Origin of the sequence: uncultured Marinobacter sp., assembly GCF_963974375.1 — a bacterium.
GTDB lineage: Bacteria > Pseudomonadota > Gammaproteobacteria > Pseudomonadales > Oleiphilaceae > Marinobacter.
Genome location: NZ_CAXBDN010000054.1, coordinates 1 through 18,790, shown reverse-complemented (window position 1 = coordinate 18,790; position 18,790 = coordinate 1). Strand labels below are relative to the sequence as shown.

Annotated in this window: 20 protein-coding genes; 12 read left to right on the top strand and 8 right to left on the bottom strand. The window is 60.4% G+C overall.

Going from position 1 to position 18,790, the window contains the following annotated elements; all coding sequences use genetic code 11:
- The 8 genes from AAC035_RS06745 to AAC035_RS06710 form a co-directional block, all read right to left on the bottom strand.
- On the bottom strand, window positions 1–1,139 hold a 1,139-nt coding region (locus AAC035_RS06745), incomplete at its 3' end, for an AMP-binding protein (RefSeq protein ID WP_339801636.1).
- A gap of 128 nt (window positions 1,140–1,267) precedes the next feature.
- Window positions 1,268–1,702 carry a monovalent cation/H(+) antiporter subunit G gene (gene mnhG, locus AAC035_RS06740; RefSeq protein WP_339801634.1) on the bottom strand — a complete coding sequence of 145 codons (435 nt, stop codon included), beginning with the start codon at window positions 1,700–1,702 and terminating at the stop codon, window positions 1,268–1,270.
- Window positions 1,695–1,967 carry a monovalent cation/H+ antiporter complex subunit F gene (locus tag AAC035_RS06735; protein ID WP_339801631.1) on the bottom strand — a complete coding sequence of 91 codons (273 nt, stop codon included), beginning with the start codon at window positions 1,965–1,967 and terminating at the stop codon, window positions 1,695–1,697. The genes mnhG and AAC035_RS06735 overlap by 8 nt, the downstream gene beginning before the upstream one ends.
- 11 nt (window positions 1,968–1,978) lie before the next feature.
- Window positions 1,979–2,452 carry a Na+/H+ antiporter subunit E gene (locus AAC035_RS06730; protein ID WP_339801628.1) on the bottom strand — a complete coding sequence of 158 codons (474 nt, stop codon included), beginning with the start codon at window positions 2,450–2,452 and terminating at the stop codon, window positions 1,979–1,981.
- Entirely contained in the window at window positions 2,449–3,966 is a 1,518-nt protein-coding gene (locus tag AAC035_RS06725; protein WP_339801625.1) for a Na+/H+ antiporter subunit D, read from the bottom strand. The genes AAC035_RS06730 and AAC035_RS06725 overlap by 4 nt, the downstream gene beginning before the upstream one ends.
- Window positions 3,963–4,310 carry a Na+/H+ antiporter subunit C gene (locus AAC035_RS06720; protein WP_339801622.1) on the bottom strand — a complete coding sequence of 116 codons (348 nt, stop codon included), beginning with the start codon at window positions 4,308–4,310 and terminating at the stop codon, window positions 3,963–3,965. Before AAC035_RS06720 ends, AAC035_RS06725 begins: the two co-directional genes overlap by 4 nt.
- Before the next feature lie 64 nt (window positions 4,311–4,374).
- The gene (locus AAC035_RS06715; RefSeq protein WP_339801618.1) at window positions 4,375–4,803 is read right to left on the bottom strand and encodes a Na+/H+ antiporter subunit B; all 429 of its coding nucleotides are present in this window, start codon (window positions 4,801–4,803) and stop codon (window positions 4,375–4,377) included.
- A complete protein-coding gene (locus AAC035_RS06710) occupies window positions 4,800–7,106 on the bottom strand; it encodes a putative monovalent cation/H+ antiporter subunit A (protein WP_339801615.1) in 2,307 nt (768 codons plus the stop codon). The genes AAC035_RS06715 and AAC035_RS06710 overlap by 4 nt, the downstream gene beginning before the upstream one ends.
- A gap of 566 nt (window positions 7,107–7,672) precedes the next feature.
- Here AAC035_RS06710 and urtA point away from each other — a divergent pair.
- From urtA to AAC035_RS06650, 12 genes are all read left to right on the top strand, one after another.
- Window positions 7,673–9,007, top strand: coding sequence for an urea ABC transporter substrate-binding protein (gene urtA, locus AAC035_RS06705; RefSeq protein WP_339801612.1), 1,335 nt, complete (start codon window positions 7,673–7,675; stop codon window positions 9,005–9,007).
- Window positions 9,008–9,108: 101 nt separating this feature from the next.
- The gene (gene urtB, locus AAC035_RS06700; RefSeq protein ID WP_339801609.1) at window positions 9,109–10,707 is read left to right on the top strand and encodes an urea ABC transporter permease subunit UrtB; all 1,599 of its coding nucleotides are present in this window, start codon (window positions 9,109–9,111) and stop codon (window positions 10,705–10,707) included.
- Window positions 10,708–10,757: 50 nt separating this feature from the next.
- Window positions 10,758–11,900 (top strand): urea ABC transporter permease subunit UrtC, encoded by a 1,143-nt coding sequence (gene urtC / locus AAC035_RS06695; protein ID WP_339801607.1) that lies wholly within the window; start codon window positions 10,758–10,760, stop codon window positions 11,898–11,900.
- Entirely contained in the window at window positions 11,897–12,721 is an 825-nt protein-coding gene (urtD, locus tag AAC035_RS06690) for an urea ABC transporter ATP-binding protein UrtD (RefSeq protein WP_339801605.1), read from the top strand. The genes urtC and urtD overlap by 4 nt, the downstream gene beginning before the upstream one ends.
- Window positions 12,721–13,419, top strand: a complete 699-nt coding sequence (urtE, locus tag AAC035_RS06685; protein ID WP_339801602.1) for an urea ABC transporter ATP-binding subunit UrtE — start codon at window positions 12,721–12,723, stop codon at window positions 13,417–13,419. Before urtD ends, urtE begins: the two co-directional genes overlap by 1 nt.
- A complete protein-coding gene (locus AAC035_RS06680; RefSeq protein WP_339801599.1) occupies window positions 13,416–14,312 on the top strand; it encodes an urease accessory protein UreD in 897 nt (298 codons plus the stop codon). Before urtE ends, AAC035_RS06680 begins: the two co-directional genes overlap by 4 nt.
- A gap of 157 nt (window positions 14,313–14,469) precedes the next feature.
- Window positions 14,470–14,772 (top strand): urease subunit gamma, encoded by a 303-nt coding sequence (gene ureA / locus AAC035_RS06675; RefSeq protein ID WP_339801596.1) that lies wholly within the window; start codon window positions 14,470–14,472, stop codon window positions 14,770–14,772.
- A 10-nt stretch (window positions 14,773–14,782) separates the two neighbouring features.
- Window positions 14,783–15,094: an urease subunit beta gene (locus AAC035_RS06670; RefSeq protein WP_339801593.1), complete on the top strand. Its 312-nt coding sequence runs from the start codon at window positions 14,783–14,785 to the stop codon at window positions 15,092–15,094.
- Window positions 15,095–15,524: 430 nt separating this feature from the next.
- The gene (gene ureC, locus AAC035_RS06665) at window positions 15,525–17,228 is read left to right on the top strand and encodes an urease subunit alpha (protein ID WP_339801591.1); all 1,704 of its coding nucleotides are present in this window, start codon (window positions 15,525–15,527) and stop codon (window positions 17,226–17,228) included.
- 54 nt (window positions 17,229–17,282) lie between these two features.
- Window positions 17,283–17,822, top strand: coding sequence for an urease accessory protein UreE (ureE, locus tag AAC035_RS06660; RefSeq protein ID WP_339801589.1), 540 nt, complete (start codon window positions 17,283–17,285; stop codon window positions 17,820–17,822).
- The gene (locus AAC035_RS06655) at window positions 17,806–18,507 is read left to right on the top strand and encodes an urease accessory protein UreF (protein ID WP_339801586.1); all 702 of its coding nucleotides are present in this window, start codon (window positions 17,806–17,808) and stop codon (window positions 18,505–18,507) included. The genes ureE and AAC035_RS06655 overlap by 17 nt, the downstream gene beginning before the upstream one ends.
- A gap of 176 nt (window positions 18,508–18,683) precedes the next feature.
- The coding region (locus AAC035_RS06650; RefSeq protein WP_339801639.1) for a GTP-binding protein at window positions 18,684–18,790 on the top strand (107 nt) is incomplete at its 3' end.

Below are 18,790 nucleotides of genomic sequence, written 5' to 3'. Positions count from 1 at the left end.
GCGGGATCGACGATTTCCAGATGAACCAGCGGTACCGCGATACCGGTACGTACCCGACGGGCCGCCTGTTGCTCCAGTGGCACTTCCAGGTCGGCCGGCTTCAGGTGCGTGGCGGCCAGCAGCGGGCAGGTCTCCGACATGCCGTAACCGGTGTACATGCGAATACCCAGCTTGGCGCCGGCCTTGCACAGACCTTCGGTCATGGCGCTGCCGCCGATCAGAACGTGCCAGTTGCTGAGATCTGCAGTCTTGATGGACTCGGTACCCAGCATCATCTGCATGATGGTCGGTACGCAGTGCGAGAAGGTGACATTGTGTTCTTTGATCAGGTCAACCAGCAGCTCCGGCTCGTAGCGGCCAGGGTAGACCTGCTTGATGCCCAGCATGGTGGCGGCATACGGAATGCCCCAGGCATGCACGTGGAACATGGGGGTGACCGGCATGTAAACAGTGTTGGAGCGCAGGAACGGTGATTCGTCGCTGGACGCCAGGCTGCCAACCTGTGCCATGGTATGCAGTACCAGTTGACGATGGCTGAAGTACACACCCTTCGGGTTGCCGGTCGTACCGGTGGTGTAGAAGGTGGTGGCGATGCTGTTCTCGTCGAAATCCGGGAAGTCGTAGTGAGTATCCGCTTTCGCCAGCAGTGCTTCGTACTCGCCGATTGTATTCAGGCTGGTTTCTTTGGCGTCTTTCTCGTCGGTGAGCTGGATGTAGCTCTTGACGGTGGTCAGTTGTCCCTGCACCTGCTCCAGCAGGGGAACAAAATCTTCGTGTACCAGCACCATGTCGTCTTCGGCGTGGTTCATGGTGTAAACGATCTGTTCAGGGGACAGGCGCACGTTCACTGTGTGCAACACGGCACCAATCATCGGAATGGCGAAAAAGCATTCCAGGTAGCGGGGCGTGTCCCAGTCCATGACGGCAACCACGTCGCCAGGACCAACGCCGGCTTCGGTGAGGGCGTTGGCCAGCCGGTGAATGCGTTCCACCAGGTCAGTGTAGGTGTACTTGCTGCGTTTGCCGTAGACGATTTCCTGATCCGGGTTGTAACGGGGACCGGAAACCAGAAGCTGCTTGATCAGCAGCTGGTACTGGTATGCGTTGTTAGCGGAGGGGATTTTTTTTGTGTTGACCATGCTGGAACTACCTCATGTCTCGTGAGTTCATGTTATATCGAGATCCGGTTGCTAATCTGACACAGTTCGCCCGGGACGAAAACCCTGTCAGATCGCAGCCTTGTTTTAATTCTTTTAATTACAAGGTTTTACTGATTTTCTGAGCCATTCTCTTTGCGTGAGTTGGCGTCATCGTGGTCCGGAGGAATCATGCTTTCCGGGCTGCCCTCGTAACCGCTACGAAGCTTGTGGGTATCCGGATCGTAGCTGTCCCGAAGTTCGTCCTTCACCGTGCCGTCCCACAGGGGTACGCCGACAAAGTAGCCGGCGCGGCCAATCACATGTGCGGCGATGGGGGCGGTCAGCAGGATGAAGATGATAATCGCAATGGCGCGGGTGAGCACTACAGAATCGGCAAAGTACATCGCTACGCCGGCCATGGTAAACATGGCACCCATGGCACCGGCCTTGGTAGAGGCGTGCATACGGGTAGGCAGGTCCGGCAGCCGCACAATGCCTACGGCGGCCAGCAGCATAAACGAAGCACCCGCCAGCAGCAGGATGCTGACGATCCAGTCACTCATTTTTACGACCCCCGCGTTCCACGAACCTGGCAAAACCAATGGCGGCCAGAAACGCTGTCAATGCAATAACAATGGCCACATCCAGCAGGCTGGATACGTTGGTATTGATGGCGTGCACACCCACGTAGCCCACGACGATGGAGGCGATGAGCTCCAGCGCGACGACCCGGTCAGGCAATGACGGCCCCCTGGTCAGGCGTATGAACGCCATCAACAGAGCCGCTGACAGCATGATGTAAACGATGTTGATAACAAAATCGATCAACCTGGACCTCCCTAGCGCATGATCTGGAGCAGGCGATGCTCCAGCTCTTTAAGGTCCCGACGCAGGCCTTCTTCATCCTGCAGGAACATGGCGTGGATATACAGCACCTTGCGGTCATCGGAGATGTCCAGGCTCAGGGTGCCAGGGGTCAGCGAGATCACACTGGAGAGGAACATGATCTCCACGTCGGTTTGTGCCTCAAGGGGAAAACCGATCACACCGGGTTTCATGTACCAGACCGGGGTGGCAACGTCGTAGGCAACCCGGAAGTTAGCCTTGATCAGTTCCTGCAAAAAATAGAACACGAACGCGATGATACGGCCAATCCGCTTGGCATACCCATTCAGCACCGGCACATGGTTCTGCAGCACCATCAGCGCCAGAAAGGCAAAAATAAAGCCGGTCAGGAAATTCAGCGCGGTGAAGGAGCCACTGAGGGCGACCCAGGCCAGCGCCAGGGCGACGTTACAGAAGAAACCGATCATGGTTGTGCTCCCTCTCCCAGAACCGCCTCAATGTAGAGCTGTGGGTTCAGCAACTGGGTAGCGGCCATTTCCGCCAGGTCGTAGATTGGCTGCCCCCACAGGCCGATCAGAACGGTACAGGTGCCCAGTCCCACCACCGGGACATAGTAGGCCCAGGAGTGCTTCTCGTGGAGTTTACCCTCAAGACGTGAGGGATCGGCGGCGTCTTCCGGAAGTTTTTTCCAGAACACCTCAGCCCAGATCTTGATCATGGAGTAGAGGGTCAGCAGGCCCACCAGCAATGCGATACCGGTGACCACCCACTCGCCGGCCTCGATACCGGCCCGGATCACGATGAACTTGGCGAAGAAGCCGGACAATGGCGGAATGCCGGCCAGGGACAGGGCGGGGATCAGGAACAGTATCGCCAGCACAGGTTTGGCCTTGTAGACACCGCCCAGCTTCTTCAGCTCATAGCTGCCCAGTAGCCGGTACACGATGCCGCTGACCAGGAACAGATTCGTCTTCACGATGATGTGATGCATGATGTAGAACACGCCACCGATAAGCGCCAGCGGCGTGTACAGAGCCAGGCCCAGCAGCATGTAACCGATCTGACTGACGATGTGGAACGACAGTATCCGGCGGAACTCGAACTGGGCCGCCGCGCCCAGAACACCGGTCAGCATGGTCAGGGTGGCTGCCCACAACAGGATGGTATGGGTGTAGTCGGTGTCCTGGGTGAAAATCAGGGTGAATACCCGGAACAGGGCGTACACCCCCACCTTGGTCAGCAAACCGGCGAACAAGGCAGACACCGCCACCTGAGGCGTGTGATAAGAAGCCGGCAGCCAGAAAAACAGCGGAAACGCCGCCGCCTTGATGCCAAAGGAAACCATGAACATCATGGCAATAACCGTGATCATTCCCGGGTCTTCGGTGGCGGCCACTTTCTGGGCAATATCTGCCATGTTCAGGGTGCCAATGGTGCCGTAAAGCAGACCCACCGCCGACAGGAAAATGGCCGAGGAGAACAGGTTCAGGGTCACGTACTTGATGGCGCCTTCCATCTGGGCTTTCTCGCCACCCAGGGTCAGCAGGGCAAAGGATGCCAGCAGCATCACCTCAAACCAGACGAACAGGTTGAAGATGTCGCCGGTCAGGAAGGAGCCACCGACACCGGCCAGCAGCAGATGCATCAGCGGGTAATAGCCGAACTTCTCGTGGCCCCGCGGGGTAGAGGCCAGCGAGTAGATGGCAATTGCCAGGCCGATAATGCCGTTCAGTACTACCATGATGGCGCTGAGCATATCGGACACCAGCACTATGCTGAACGGCGCCGGCCAACTGCCCATCTCCATCACCAGAAAGCCCTGGTCCATGGTGCTGCGTAACAGCCAGACGCCACTGATCAGCATGGCCAGGGTGGCGGCTACGGCCAGAATTCGCTGGAAACGTACCGAGCGCCACAGTGCCAGTGACAGGGCGCCGGCAAACAACGGAATCAGAATCGGGAGAGCGAGTTCCAAAATCAAGTATCGGTATCCTTCATCTGGTCCAGATCGTCAGTTTGTACAATCTCGTAGGCACGGCGAATCAGTACCACGGAAAACGCCAGCACCCCGAACGCAATCACAATGGCGGTCAGGATCAGTGCCTGGGGCAGTGGGTCAGCTACCGCCCCGGCCGGTGCCATGGCGCCTTCGGGAATCAGTGGCGGGGCACCCCGGGTCATACCGGCGACCACAAAAATCAGCAGGTTTGCGGAGTTGCTCAACAGCATCAGTCCGATAACCAGCTTGACGATAGAGCGCCGCAGCATCATGTAGATGGCACAGGCAAACAGCAGGCCGACAACATAGGCCATCAGGGTTTCCATGCACTTCTCCCTTCATGCCGGTGACGTTGGCTGACCGATTGCGACAGCCAGTGGTTGAGTGTGGTCAATCTTCTTCCGCCTCCATCAGTCCGATCACGAAAATGGTGATGGTACCCAGCACCGCCAGATACACGCCGATATCAAAAATCAGTACCGTCGAAAGCTTGAGGTAGTCATCGCCTGGTAGCGGCAGCTCCCACCAGTGGGCGGTAAAAATGGGTTGACCCGAGAAAATGGCCGGCAATGTCGAGGCCAGGCCCAGTAACAACCCGATTGCCAGGAAATCACGGGGCCACATGCGCATCAGCTTGCGGGTGGCTTCAGCGCCGAAAGAAAACGCATAGAGCACAAAGGCACTGGCAGCCACCAGTCCGCCGATAAAGCCGCCGCCGGGCTCATCGTGACCTCGAAGCAGCAAAAACACCGAGAACATCAGCTGCAGCGGCATGATAAACAGCGCTGCGGTGTGGAGTATCAGGGTATTGGATTTCATGGCTTGTGCTGATCCTCCGCCTTGAGCTTGAGCATGCTGTGAACGCCCAGCGCTGCCAGGGCCAGAACAAAGATTTCACCCAGGGTATCCAGCGCCCGGAAGTCCACCAGAATCACGTTCACAATATTGCGGCCGTAGGCCAGAGGACCGCTGTTCTCGACGTAGTAGGAGGAGATGGGCTCGAAGTACTGAATGTCCAGGGTGGCCAGCATCAGCAGCGTCATGACCAAGCCTGCAAAAATTGCCACACTCAGGTCGCGGATGCGCTCAAAGGGCGACGACAGGTTGACGAATTCCGGCAGTTTGAACAGCACCAGTACCAGCAGGATCACGGTCAGGGTTTCTACCAGCAACTGGGTGATACCCAGATCGGGGGCGCTGAACAGAATGAATATCAGCGCCACCGCAAAGCCCATGACACCCACCGAGGCGACGGAGCCAAGCCGCGAGTGGGTAGAGCTGGCGAACACTGCAGAGGCCACCAGCAACAGGGCAATGCCCCATTCGTAAAAGTGGCTGTCGGCCAGGCTCAGCGACAGATTGACGTCGAAACGGGTCACCAGGGTATACCCCGTAAGACCGAAAGTGACGGCCACCAGCAGCAGCAGATACAAACCGAGAACGCCATTCTGCAGAACCCGGGTCTGCCAGCTGGCGAGATAGGTTATACCTTCCATAAACCTGAAGTAGCCGGCTTCCGGACCAAATCTGGCGCCTGCGGTGTTGATGGCATAAAGGTTGGGCTGCAGTTTCGGCCACATCCGATAAAGCAGAATGCCCAGAGCGAGACTTATGCCGGAAAGAATCAGCGGCTCATTCACGCCATGCCACAGCGCCAGATAGGAATCTACGTTGTAACCGGCCACGGCCGACATGGCCGGTTGCAGAAAGGCGGCTTCCGGAAACCAGGGCAGCAGGCCGAACACCAGTGCGGTGATTGACAGGAAGGCCGGCCCGGCCAGCATGCCCACCGGCGCCTCGTGGGGCGTTTTGGGAGTGTTGCCGGCGGCTCCGAAGAAGGGCTTCACCGCCACCAGACCGGCCACACCCACCACCAGCATGGCGGAAGCGACGGCCACCAGGGTGAGCGCCGTTGACCAGAAGGGAGCCGCCAGAACTGCCTCGAACAACAACTCCTTGGCGATAAATCCGAACAGGGGCGGCAGTCCGGCCAGCGACAGCGCTGCGAGACAGGCGAACAGCGCCGTCAGGGGCATGCTGTGCCGCAAACCGCCCATACGGGTAATGTCCTTGGTGCCGGTTTCATGGTCCAGGGCACCGGCAATCATGAACAGGGCACCCTTATAGAGGGAGTGCGCCACCAGGAAGCAGGCAAACGCCGTCATGGCCAGTTCTGTGCCGATACCGATCAGCAGGGTCAGGGTGCCCAGGGCCATGATCGTCGAATAGGCCAGGACCTTCTTGATACCGGTACTGCTGAAGGCAAACCAGGCGCCGACAAACATGGTCAGGGCACCGAAGAACATCAGTGCATGGCTCCACAGTTCGCCTTCACCGAGCGACGGGTTCAGCCGCGCCATCAGATAAATGCCGGCTTTGACCATGGTGGCGGAGTGCAGATAGGCCGATACCGGTGTCGGCGCGGCCATGGCATTGGGCAACCAGAAGTGGAACGGGGTCTGGGCAGACTTGGTAAAGGCACCGGCGAGAATGCAGATCACCGCCGCGGTGTAGAAGGCATGCTGATGCAGGGGTTCATTCGACGCCAGAATTTCGGACAGTGAGTAACTGCCGGACATGGCCGCCAGCAGAATCAGGCCCGCCATCAGTGCCAGACCGCCGGCGGCAGTCACGAAGAGGCCTTGCAGGGCGCATTTGCGGGCGTCCATGTCTTCGTGATTGAAGCCGATCAGCATGTAGGAGGTGATACTGGTGAGTTCCCAGAATACAAACAGGCTCACCAGATTGTCGGACAGCACCAGGCCCAGCATGGAGGCCATAAACGACAGCATGATGACGAAGAAGCGGGCCAGATAGGGGTGGCCGTCGAGATAGGAGCCCGCATAAATCAGTATAAAGGTGCCGATAACACTGATCAGTAACGCAAAGGTGAGGGAAAGACCGTCGACCAGAAAGTTCAGGTTGATGCCAAGACCCGGCAGCCAGGCATATTCCAGCAACACCGACTGACCTGCGCTGACCTCGGGAATAAAGCCTGCAAAATAACCTGCCAGCACCGCTGGCAGTATGGCCAGGACCCACCCGACATAACGGCCGCTGAAACGGTGCACGAGGGGGGCGGCAATGGCCAGCAGGAAACCCGATAGTACGGCTAGCAGCATAGGTAACTGAGACTCCGTTTCTGGCCAGTGGGCTGACCGGTCGTACGACTAGATTGTTTCAGTCAGGCGCTTTGGCCTTACCGTCATGAGGTTGTTGCCGGAACAAGGACAAGAGCCTATCCAACGAGTCGCCTTAAGGCAAGATTGACCGCCACAGCTATCCATGGTTCCCCCCCCTGTTTTCAATGCTGACAGGGCAGATTGCTGTATAGCTTTTATTAATGCTGTATGGCGGACATTCTGCGTTTTGTGTGGGTTTTCACCGGAGGATGACCTGTGCCGCACTTCTTCGGTGCCAGCGCCTGCTTGTGATCCAATTTGGTGCATTTTGCCTGAAGACCGCTCCTGATTAGTGCCTTATCCGGTGGCGCATGCACCAAACACGCTCCTGAGTTCCTGTCTCCATTCCGCGTAATATTGACAAGTCATTGATAAAAAAAGATTTAAATGAGCGGCCCCAGTCTGGCACACACCTTGCAAAACTCAGTGCACGAGGCGGTTGCTCACACTCCGCCCTGCGCTAAACCCGCGCACTGAGTATTCAAAAAAAGCAAGGAGAAGCACACGTGACCAATGTTAAAAAAAGCGTTTCGACGAAACTGGGCAGCTTGCTGGCCGCCGCGGCCCTTACCCTGGGCAGCACCACTCTCTATGCAGAAGAAGGTCCGATCAAGGTAGGTGTACTGCATTCCCTTTCCGGCACCATGGCCATCAGTGAAACCGCATTGAAAGACACCATCCTGATGCTGGTTGAACAGCAGAACGCGGAGGGCGGCCTGCTGGGTCGCGAGCTGGAAGCCGTGGTGGTGGACCCGGCCTCCAACTGGCCCCTGTTTGCGGAGCGTGCCCGTGAACTGTTGGCCCAGGAAAAAGTGGACGTGATTTTCGGTAACTGGACGTCGGTCTCCCGCAAAGCGGTTCTGCCGGTGGTGGAAGAGCTGAACGGTCTGCTGTTCTACCCGGTTCAGTATGAAGGGGAAGAGTCTTCCGAGAACGTCTTCTATACTGGCGCCGCGCCCAACCAGCAGGCGATTCCTGCGGTGGATTACCTGATGAACGAAATCGGTGTCGAGCGCTGGGTGCTGGCGGGCACTGACTACGTCTACCCCCGGACCACCAACCGCATTCTGGAAGCCTACCTGAAAGACAGCGGTGTGGCGGCAGAAGACATCATGATCAACTACACCCCGTTCGGTCACTCTGACTGGCAGAACATCGTTGCCGACATCAAGCGCTTCGGTTCTGCCGGCAAGAAAACTGCCGTGGTGTCCACCATCAACGGCGACGCCAACGTTCCCTTCTACCGTGAACTGGGCAACCAGGGCATTTCCGCTACCGATATTCCTGTCGTCGCCTTCTCCGTTGGCGAGCAGGAGCTGTCCGGTCTTGACACAGGACCACTGGTGGGCCATCTGGCCGCCTGGAACTATTTCATGAGCGTGGACAGCGACGTCAACTACGACTTCATTGATGCCTGGATCGAATTCACCGGTGACGAAAACGCGGTGACCAACGATCCGATGGAAGCCCACTACATCGGCTTCAACATGTGGGCAGAGGCCGTTCGCAAGGCAGGAACCACCGATCCTGACGCTATCAAGGACGCCATCATCGGAGTCGCGGTACCCAACCTGACCGGTGGCTACGCTGCCATGATGCCCAACCATCACATCACCAAGCCGGTGCTGATTGGTGAAATCCAGGACAACGGCCAGTTCTCCATCGTCTGGCAGACCCCGTCCACTGTTGCTGGCGACGCCTGGTCTGATTTCCTGCCGGGCTCCCGTGACCTGATCGCCGACTGGCGCGTGCCCATGCGCTGCGGTAACTACAACGTGGCCGAAGGCGCTTGCGGTGGCAGCAAGGCCAAGGAAGAAGCGGCCGAAGCTCTGGGCGAATAAGCGTCGAATAGCGGGGGCCGGTATGTTGGCTCCCGCTGCCGGTTTCGGCCGTTGCAAGGCTCACGAAATTCCATTCCTCAATTCCAAGACAGGACTGAACCATGAGCATCCTCCGATCGCTCACAGGGACACTGCTTGCCTGCCTGCTGGCGTTCTCCGGCGGACTTGTGGCAGACGAAAACGATCCGGGACAGGCATTGCTGGAAGCACTGGCCGGCGCTGCCGGCGCCCAGCAACAGCAGGCTCTCGACGATATTGTGGCCAGTGGCGACGAACGTGCGCGCCAGTGGCTGGCCGCCTACGGGAATAACCGCCCGAGTCAGAATCGCCGCACCGGACAGCTGGTCATTGTGCTGGACAACCGGGGCCGTGACTGGACGGTAGCGGACGCCCTCACCGGTGAGAATCTGGGTGAGGTCTCCCGCCGCGATCTTGATCGCATCAACATCAACAATGCACTTCGTAGCCAGCTGCAAAGCACCCTCGCGCTGCTCGACCTCTACGCTGAGCGGGTCGAGACCCGTCGCACAGCGGCAGAAGGCCTGCTGGGCAACGTCGACGAATCCATGGTAGAGCCGCTCAGAGCGGTTCTTGAAGAAGAGACCGACGGCCGGGTCATCAACCGGCTGGAACAGGCCCTTGCCATTTACGACGTAGGGCAGGGCGACATCGACGCCGTGGCCGTATTGGCCGGGAGTCTCCACAGTAACGCCCGGGCGGCACTGAACCAGGCCACCCGCAGCGACAACCCACTGCTGGTGGCCGAAGCCAAAAAGGCCCTGCTGTCGGTTGAGCAAAAGCTGAAGATGAACCGTGCCGCACAAACCCTGTATTTCGGTTTGTCCCTGGGCTCTGTGCTGGTACTGGCGGCCATTGGTCTGGCCATTACCTTTGGGGTTATGGGTGTCATCAACATGGCCCATGGCGAACTGATCATGTTGGGGGCCTACACCACCTGGGGCATGCAGCAGCTGTTGCCCGGTCAGCCCGGCCTGGCGCTGATACTTTCCATTCCTGCCGGCTTCATGGTGGCCGCCCTGGTGGGCATCGCCATTGAGCGGGGTGTTATCCAGTTCCTCAAGGGCCGCCCCCTGGAAACCCTGCTGGCTACCTTCGGGGTCAGTCTGATCCTGCAGCAGCTGGTCCGTACCGTTATTTCGCCCCTCAACCGCCCGGTGGTCACGCCGGAATGGATGAGTGGCTCGCTGGTGATCAATGACGCCCTGTCGCTGACCCTGAACCGCATGTACGTGCTGGGCTTTGCCCTGGTGGTGTTCGCGGCACTGATGCTGATCATGCGCAGGACCCGGCTGGGGCTGGAAGTGCGGGCCGTCACCCAGAACCGGGCCATGGCCCGGTCCATGGGCATCCGCGCCACCCGGGTCGACATCATGACCTTCGCCCTGGGTTCCGGCGTGGCCGGTCTGGCCGGTGTGGCCTTGTCACAGCTCACCAACGTGGGACCGAACCTGGGCCAGAACTACATCATTGACTCGTTCATGGTGGTGGTCTTCGGCGGTGTCGGCAACCTGTGGGGCACCCTGGTGGCCGGTCTGACCCTGGGCACCATCAACCAGCTGCTCGAACCCTGGGCTGGCGCCGTACTGGCCAAGATCATCGTGCTGGTGTTCATCATCCTGTTCATTCAGAAACGCCCCCGGGGACTCTTTCCCCAGAAGGGCCGTGCGGCGGAGGGCTAGGGTGTGTCTCGTCTAACTAATCTAAAAAAATCAGTCAGAAGGGACACGATATGTGGTTAACAAGACCATTACAGGAGCGCTCTACCCAGATATTTCTTGGCGTGCTGTTTGCCGCCATGGTGCTGGTCACCATTTTGCACCTGGCTCTGGATCCGGGGCACCCGCTGTATGTGAGTGCTTACACGGTCAACCTGCTGGGCAAGTACCTGTGCTACGCACTGCTGGCGGTAGCGGTTGATCTGGTGTGGGGTTACCTGGGCATTCTCAGCCTGGGTCACGGTGCCTTTTTTGCCCTCGGCGGCTACGCCATGGGCATGTACCTGATGCGCCAGATCGGCGATCGCGGCACCTATGGTGATCCGATACTGCCGGACTTCATGGTGTTCCTGAGCTGGGAGTCGCTGCCCTGGTACTGGCAGGGCTTTGATATGGCCTGGTTTGCCTTTGCCATGGTGCTGCTGGCGCCGGGCCTGCTGGCCCTGGTGTTCGGCTGGCTGGCGTTCCGCTCACGGGTGACCGGGGTGTACCTGTCCATCATCACCCAGGCCCTGACCTTTGCCCTGATGCTCGCGTTCTTCCGCAACGAAATGGGTTTTGGTGGCAACAACGGCCTGACCGATTTCCGGGATCTGCTCGGCTTTAACCTGCGCAGTGACGCTACCCGGCTGGGGCTGTTCCTCGCCACCGGCATTGCCCTCGCCATTGGCTACCTGATCTGCCGCGGCATTGTCACCAGCAAGCTGGGCCGGGTCAGCGTGGCCTGCCGTGATGCCGAGGCCCGTACCCGGTTCCTGGGTTACCGGGTGGAGCGGGTACAGCTGTTCGTGTTCGTGGTCTCCGCCATGTTGGCCGGTGTGGCCGGTGCACTTTATGTGCCGCAGGTGGGCATCATCAACCCCAGCGAGTTCTCGCCCATCTTCTCCATCGAGATCGTGGTGTGGGTCGCCCTGGGTGGACGCGCCACGCTTTATGGTGCGGTCATCGGCGCCATTCTGGTGAACTACGCCAAAACCGTCTTTACTGGAGTGATGCCGGATGCCTGGTTGTTCGCGCTCGGTGCGCTGTTTGTGCTGGTGACCGTGTTCCTGCCCAAAGGTATTGCCGGCCTGGTATCGAACCTGCGCCAGTCCCGCAAGGGCAGCGATGATACTGAGGGCAAAGACAACCCCGAAGCCAGGGAGGCCACTGCATGAGACTGATCGAGCAACTCTCCCAGCGGGACAGGGTCTTTGATTTTATAGCCCCGGCGGCGTCCCCGGTGGATGTGCGCCACGGGCCGATTCTGTACCTGGAAGATGTCAACGTCAGCTTCGACGGCTTCAAGGCCATCAACAACCTGAACCTGACCATCGATGATGGCGAACTGCGCTGCATCATCGGCCCCAACGGTGCGGGCAAGACCACCATGATGGACATCATCACCGGAAAAACCCGGCCGGATACCGGATCGGTCTGGTTCGGCAGTCGCCACAACCTGCTGACCATGAGCGAACCGGACATCGCCAGCCTGGGAATCGGCCGCAAGTTCCAGAAGCCCACGGTGTTTGAGGCACTCACCGTGTTCGAGAACCTGGAACTGGCCATGGCCGCCGACAAGCGGGTATTCCCGACACTGACGGCAGTGATGAAACCGGAATTCCGGGAGCGCATCGACGAAGTGCTGGAAATGATCGGCCTGACCGACCTGCGGGATCGCCCGGCGGGCATCCTGTCCCACGGCCAGAAACAGTGGCTGGAAATCGGCATGCTGCTGATGCAGCGACCACGGCTGCTGCTGGTGGATGAGCCGGTAGCGGGCATGACCGAACAGGAAATGGAACGCACCGCCGAACTGCTCACGAGCCTTGCCGGTAAACAATCGGTAGTGGTGGTGGAGCACGATATGGGCTTTGTCCGCTCCATTGCCCGCCAGGTGACGGTACTGCACCAGGGCAGCGTGCTGGCGGAAGGCACCATGGACCAGGTCTCCAGCGACCCGGAAGTCATCAAGGTGTATCTCGGGGAGGAGGCCTGATGTTACAGATCGAAAAACTGAACCAGTTCTACGGCGAGAGCCACACCTTGTGGGACCTGGACCTGGACGTGCCCGAGGGCAAGTGTACCTGCGTAATGGGCCGCAACGGCGTTGGCAAGACCACCCTGATGAAATGCGTAATGGGTGAGGAGACTACCTCTGATGGCAATATCCGCTTCGCCGGCGACGTGGAGCTCACCAAGCGCAAGATCGAAGACCGCTCCCGCCTGGGTATCGGCTACGTTCCCCAGGGCCGGCAGATCTTCCCGCTGATGACCGTGGAAGAAAACCTGCGCACCGGTCTGGCGGCCCGGGGCGATGGCCTGAAATCCATCCCCCCGCGCATCTACGACCTGTTCCCGGTATTGAAGGAAATGAAAAACCGGCGCGGCGGTGACCTGTCCGGCGGCCAGCAACAGCAACTGGCCATCGGCCGGGCCCTGGTGCTGGAGCCGAGGTTGCTGATTCTCGACGAACCGGGGGAGGGCATCCAGCCCAACATCGTCACCCAGATCGGCGAAGTCATCCGCCGACTGATCAAGGAGGACGGCCTGACCGTGCTGTTGGTGGAGCAGAAGCTACCCTTCGCCCGCAAATACGCCGACCGCTTCGCCATACTCGACCGGGGCCGCCGGGTGGCGGAAGGAGAGATCGCCGGGCTGTCTGACGAACTCATCAAGAAACACCTGACCGTATGACTATTTATCAGGCCATTCCGCCCCTGGCCGAGTCCGGCCACCGGTTCGACCAGGGCCGGCGCTGGGCTGCGTCCCTGGACCTGGGCTTCGTAAACCGGGAAGAGGGCCTGCGAACGGTAACTCGCCTGGCCCGGGCCCGTCACATGGGCCCGTTGCGGGTACAGCGGCCCTTCTACCCGGAAGGCAAAAACGGCTGCTGCCACGTATATCTGCTGCACCCTCCGGGCGGCCTGGTCAGCGGCGACGCCCTGAGCATCAGCGCCACCGTAGGCGAACGCGCCCAGGCCCTGCTGACCACCCCGGCCGCCGCCAAACTCTACAAGGCCGACAGCCACGGCGTCGCCTGGGCCCAGCACACCCGGCTGCAGGTAGAAGACAAAGGCATCCTCGAGTACCTGCCCCAGGAAACCCTCGCCTTCGACGGCTCCCGGGGCCACCAGAGCACCACCATAGAACTGACCGGCGCCGCCCGCTGCCTGGGCTGGGAAATCCTCGCCCTCGGCCGCCCGGCCAGCGATCTGCCCTTTGTCACCGGCCATCTGGAACAGAGCTTCCGCCTGACCAGAGACGGCAAACCCCTGTGGCAGGAACGCCAGATACTGGACCCGAAACACCGCCGCTTCCGCGGCAAATGGGGCCAGGGCGGCGCCACCGTACAAGCCACCCTGTGGGTAGCCGGCCTGGAAGACGAAGCCGCCGCCATCGAAGAACTGCGGGCAAACCTGCCCGACCACAGCCGCTGGGCCGTCACCCGACGCCACGGCGTGCTGCTACTGCGCTATCTGGGCAACGAGCGCAACGAGGCCTGGGCAATCTGCCAGCAAGCCTGGGAACTGCTCCGCCCGGCACTGAACGGCCAGCCGGCCCATATACCCAGGATCTGGCTGACATGACTGGTTTAACTCAAAAGCCTGAAGCGGTGAGCGGGTATGTCCTTCCGGGACCGACAAAAACATGGATGTTTTTGTCGAGCCTCCATGGAGGGATTTACGGCGTGTCCCGGAAGGACATACCCGCTCGCCGATGCACCCAAAGTATATGGAGAGCACCATGGAACTGACCCCAAGAGACAAAGACAAGCTCATGCTGTTTACCGCCGCCCTGCTGGCGGAAAGGCGCAAAGCCCGGGGCATCAAACTCAACTACCCGGAAGCCGTGGCCCTGATCAGCGCTGAAATCATGGAAGGCGCCCGCGAGGTCCGCACTGTGGCGGACATGATGAGTGCCGGCCGGGAAATCCTGACCCGGGACGACGTGATGGAAGGTATCGCGGAAATGGTGGACGAAGTACAGGTAGAAGCCACCTTCCCGGACGGCACCAAGCTGGTCACAGTCCACAACCCCATAGTCTGAGGAGCCTGCGATGATACCCGGCGAATACCAACTCAAAAGCGGCGACATCGAACTCTGTGCCGGCCGCGAACGCATCACCCTGGAAGTGGCCAACACAGGCGACCGGCCCGTGCAGATCGGCTCTCACTACCACTTCGCCGAAGCCAACCCGGCCCTGACCTTCGATCGCAAAAAAGCCCGGGGCTACCGCCTCGACGTGGCCGCAGGCACCGCCATCCGCTTCGAACCCGGCCAGACCCGCGAAGTCACCTTGATTCCTTACACCGGCGGCCGCGAAATCTACGGCTTCCGTGGTGATGTCATGGGGAAGCTTGATACATGAGGGAGTTGCTTTCGGGCGATGTGCCAGGGTCAGGGTGTGGTGCCTCTTTCCAGGACACGCCCGTGAACCCATCCCTGGGGGGCTCGGCTCCAGCCATCCCTGGCTGGAGACGGTCCTGGAAAGAGGCCCCAAACCCTGTCCCGGAAGCTGATGGTGCTGGTCGCCCCAAAAAGCGGTTTTCATGCTTAAGGTTTGAGGAAAGTCTTGCAGTTCAATACTCGCGCCGCGGAAGACAGGAATTAAGTTCGCAAGGGGTGATCGGGTAGGTCTTTCCGAAACCGTCTGTGGCCAGGGATGGCCACAGCCGAGCCCTACATGGACGTACTTGCGGGCGTGTTTCGGAAAGACCTACCCGAGCGCCCCGGACACCCAAATCCAAAAGGCTGCCGCAAAAATCGCGGAAGCCCATAAAAGAGAACGAGGGTAAAACATGAAAATTACCAGACAGGCCTACGCCGACATGTACGGCCCCACCACCGGGGACCGCGTCCGCCTGGGCGACACCGAACTCTGGATAGAAGTGGAAAAAGACTTTACCCACTACGGCGACGAAGTGAAATTCGGCGGCGGCAAAGTCATCCGTGACGGCATGGGCCAGAGCCAGCGCGCCGACGAAACCGTTATGGACACCGTCATCACCAACGCCCTGATTCTGGACTGGTGGGGCATCGTCAAAGCAGACGTGGGCATCCAGCGCGGCCGCATTGCCGCCATCGGCAAAGCCGGCAACCCCGACACCCAGCCGGACGTCACCATCGTCATCGGCCCGGGCACCGAAATCATCGCCGGTGAAGGCAAAATCCTCACCGCCGGCGGCATCGATTCCCACATCCACTTCATCTGCCCTCAGCAGATCGAAGAAGCCCTGATGAGCGGCATCACCACCATGCTGGGCGGCGGCACCGGGCCGGCCACCGGCACCAACGCCACCACCTGTACCCCCGGCCCCTGGCACATCGGCAAAATGCTTCAGGCCGTGGACGACATGCCCATGAACATCGGCTTTCTCGGCAAAGGCAACGCCAGCCTGCCGGAAGCGCTGGAGCAGCAACTCAACTACGGCGCCATGGGCCTGAAACTGCACGAAGACTGGGGCACCACCCCGGCCTCCATCGACAACTGCCTGACCATTGCCGACAAATACGACGTACAGGTGGCCATCCACACCGACACCCTGAACGAATCCGGGTTTGTGGAAGACACCCTGGCCGCCTTCAAGGGCCGCTGCATTCACACCTACCACACCGAAGGCGCCGGCGGCGGCCATGCCCCCGATATCATCACCGCCTGCTCCAAGGATTACGTACTGCCGTCGTCCACCAACCCGACCCGGCCCTACACCGTCAACACCATCGACGAACACCTGGACATGCTGATGGTGTGCCACCACCTGGATCCCAACATCCCGGAAGACGTGGCCTTCGCCGATTCCCGGATTCGTCGGGAGACCATCGCCGCAGAAGACATCCTGCACGACCTGGGCGTGATCTCCATGATCGCCTCCGACTCCCAGGCCATGGGCCGGGTCGGCGAAGTGGTCTGCCGGACCTGGCAAACCGCCCATAAAATGAAAGTCCAGCGGGGCCTGCTGCCGGAAGACGAAAGCCAGGGCGCGGACAACTTCCGCAGCAAACGCTACATCGCCAAATACACCATCAACCCGGCCATCACCCACGGCATCGCCCATGAGGTGGGCTCCATAGAAAACGGCAAAATGGCCGACCTGGTGCTGTGGGATCCGGCGTTTTTCGGTGTAAAACCCGCGCTCATCCTGAAAGGCGGCATGATCGCTGCAGCACCGATGGGTGACCCCAACGCCTCCATCCCCACGCCGCAGCCGGTGCACTACCGCACCATGTTCGGCGCCCTGGGCCGGGCCGCCAGCGCGACCCGCGTCAGCTTCGTCAGCCAGGTGGCCCTGGACGCCGGCATCGGCAAGGAACTGGGCCTGCACAGCCCGCTGTCTGCCTGCAAAAACGTCCGCAGCGTGCGCAAGACCGACATGAAACTCAACGACGCCTGCCCCCACATCACCGTGGACCCGCAGACTTACGAAGTGCATGCCGACGGCGAACTGCTGACCTGCGAGCCAGCCACTGAGCTGCCCCTGGCCCAGCGTTACCACCTGTTTTGAGGAGCACACCTGTGAGCAAAGACATTCCACGGGACTGCCAACCAGGGGACAAGCATGCTTGAACTGACACAACGAATAGAGCCCACAGAACAGGCAGAGATCTACGACACCCTGACCCTGCCGTACGAACTGCGCATCCGCGGCCGGCTGCGGGCCACCACCGACAACGGCCACGACGTGGGCCTGTTCCTGGACCGTGGCCCGGTACTGCGTAGCGGCGACTGCCTGCAAGCCGCCGGCGGCGAGGTTATCCGCATCAAGGCCGCAGACGAACCCGTCACCAGCGCCCACATCGACCCCGGCATGCCCCTGGCCCGGTTGTGCTACCACCTGGGCAACCGCCACGTCTCCCTGGCCATCGGCGTCGACGATAAAGGCAAAGGCTGGGTGCGATTCCCGCCGGACCACGTCCTGGAAGAACTGGCCGTGCGCCTGGGCGCCACCCTGGAACACCACCAGGCCCCCTTCGACCCCGAACCCGGCGCCTACGACAAAGCCGGCCAGGAAGCACACAGCCACGGCCATAGTCATAGCCATAAATCAGGCCATGACCACAGCCACCAGCACGGCCACAGCCATGACCATAGCCACTGACAACACGGCCGGCCAACTGGACGACCTGGCCCTGCTGGGCCTGATGCAACTCACCAGCCCGGCACTGCCCATCGGCGCCTTCGCCTGGTCCCAGGGCCTGGAAAGCGCCTTCGAACTGGGCTGGGTAACCAACGAAGACCAACTGGGCGACTGGCTGGAAGGCGTACTGGAAGACGGCATCAGCCGCTGCGAACTGCCCCTGCTGGCCCGCCTGCAACAGGCCTGGTCAAAACAGGACGTAGCCGCCGTCAGCCACTGGAACGACTGGCTGCACGCCACCCGGGAAACCGCCGAACTGGTGGACGAAGACACCCGCCTGGGCACCGCCCTGGTCCGCCTGCTGGGCAGCCTTGAACTGCTGCCCCCGGAAGGCAGCCTGCCGGCGACACCGGGCTACGTCACCGTATTCGCCTGGACGGCCCACACCCGACGGGTACCGGTACGCCAGACCTTGCTGGGATTCGCCTGGGCCTGGCTGGAAAATCAGCTGGCAGTGGCCTGCAAAGCCCTGCCACTGGGCCACACCGCCGCCCAGCGCCTGACCGAACGACTCCGGCCCCGGCTGGTAGTCGCCGTCGACCAGGCCATGGCCCGACCGGATGAAGACCTGGGCCCCATGCTACCGGGCCTGGCATTGGCCAGTGCGTTACACGAAACACAATACTCCCGGTTATTCCGGAGCTGATTTTAACTTACTGAAGGCTACTCGGAGTTCGAGAGCGCGTGGTCGGGGACCTTTTCCGGGACCGTAAAAAACAGGGATGTTTTTTACGAGCCTACAGGGACGTATCTACGGCGTGTCCCGGAAAAGGTCACCGATCATGCGCTAACTCCGGAACCAGAAGACAAGAGGAAGATGCCATGAAACATTGCCTGAGAGTTGGAGTAGGGGGCCCAGTTGGCTCCGGAAAAACCGCCTTGCTGCGCCAGTTGTGCCTGGCCCTGCGGGACCACTACAACATCGCCGT

Bases quoted from the DNA above. Each gene is read 5' to 3' on its own strand.
- mnhG (WP_339801634.1), bottom strand. From the start codon at position 1,702: ATGAGTGACTGGATCGTCAGCATCCTGCTGCTGGCGGGTGCTTCGTTT.
- AAC035_RS06730 (WP_339801628.1), bottom strand. From the start codon at position 2,452: ATGATCGGTTTCTTCTGTAACGTCGCCCTGGCGCTGGCCTGGGTCGCC.
- AAC035_RS06720 (WP_339801622.1), bottom strand. From the start codon at position 4,310: ATGGAAACCCTGATGGCCTATGTTGTCGGCCTGCTGTTTGCCTGTGCC.
- AAC035_RS06715 (WP_339801618.1), bottom strand. From the start codon at position 4,803: ATGAAATCCAATACCCTGATACTCCACACCGCAGCGCTGTTTATCATG.
- AAC035_RS06710 (WP_339801615.1), bottom strand. From the start codon at position 7,106: ATGCTGCTAGCCGTACTATCGGGTTTCCTGCTGGCCATTGCCGCCCCC.
- urtB (WP_339801609.1), top strand. From the start codon at position 9,109: ATGAGCATCCTCCGATCGCTCACAGGGACACTGCTTGCCTGCCTGCTG.
- urtC (WP_339801607.1), top strand. From the start codon at position 10,758: ATGTGGTTAACAAGACCATTACAGGAGCGCTCTACCCAGATATTTCTT.
- urtD (WP_339801605.1), top strand. From the start codon at position 11,897: ATGAGACTGATCGAGCAACTCTCCCAGCGGGACAGGGTCTTTGATTTT.
- urtE (WP_339801602.1), top strand. From the start codon at position 12,721: ATGTTACAGATCGAAAAACTGAACCAGTTCTACGGCGAGAGCCACACC.
- AAC035_RS06680 (WP_339801599.1), top strand. From the start codon at position 13,416: ATGACTATTTATCAGGCCATTCCGCCCCTGGCCGAGTCCGGCCACCGG.
- ureA (WP_339801596.1), top strand. From the start codon at position 14,470: ATGGAACTGACCCCAAGAGACAAAGACAAGCTCATGCTGTTTACCGCC.
- AAC035_RS06670 (WP_339801593.1), top strand. From the start codon at position 14,783: ATGATACCCGGCGAATACCAACTCAAAAGCGGCGACATCGAACTCTGT.
- ureC (WP_339801591.1), top strand. From the start codon at position 15,525: ATGAAAATTACCAGACAGGCCTACGCCGACATGTACGGCCCCACCACC.
- ureE (WP_339801589.1), top strand. From the start codon at position 17,283: ATGCTTGAACTGACACAACGAATAGAGCCCACAGAACAGGCAGAGATC.
- AAC035_RS06655 (WP_339801586.1), top strand. From the start codon at position 17,806: ATGACCATAGCCACTGACAACACGGCCGGCCAACTGGACGACCTGGCC.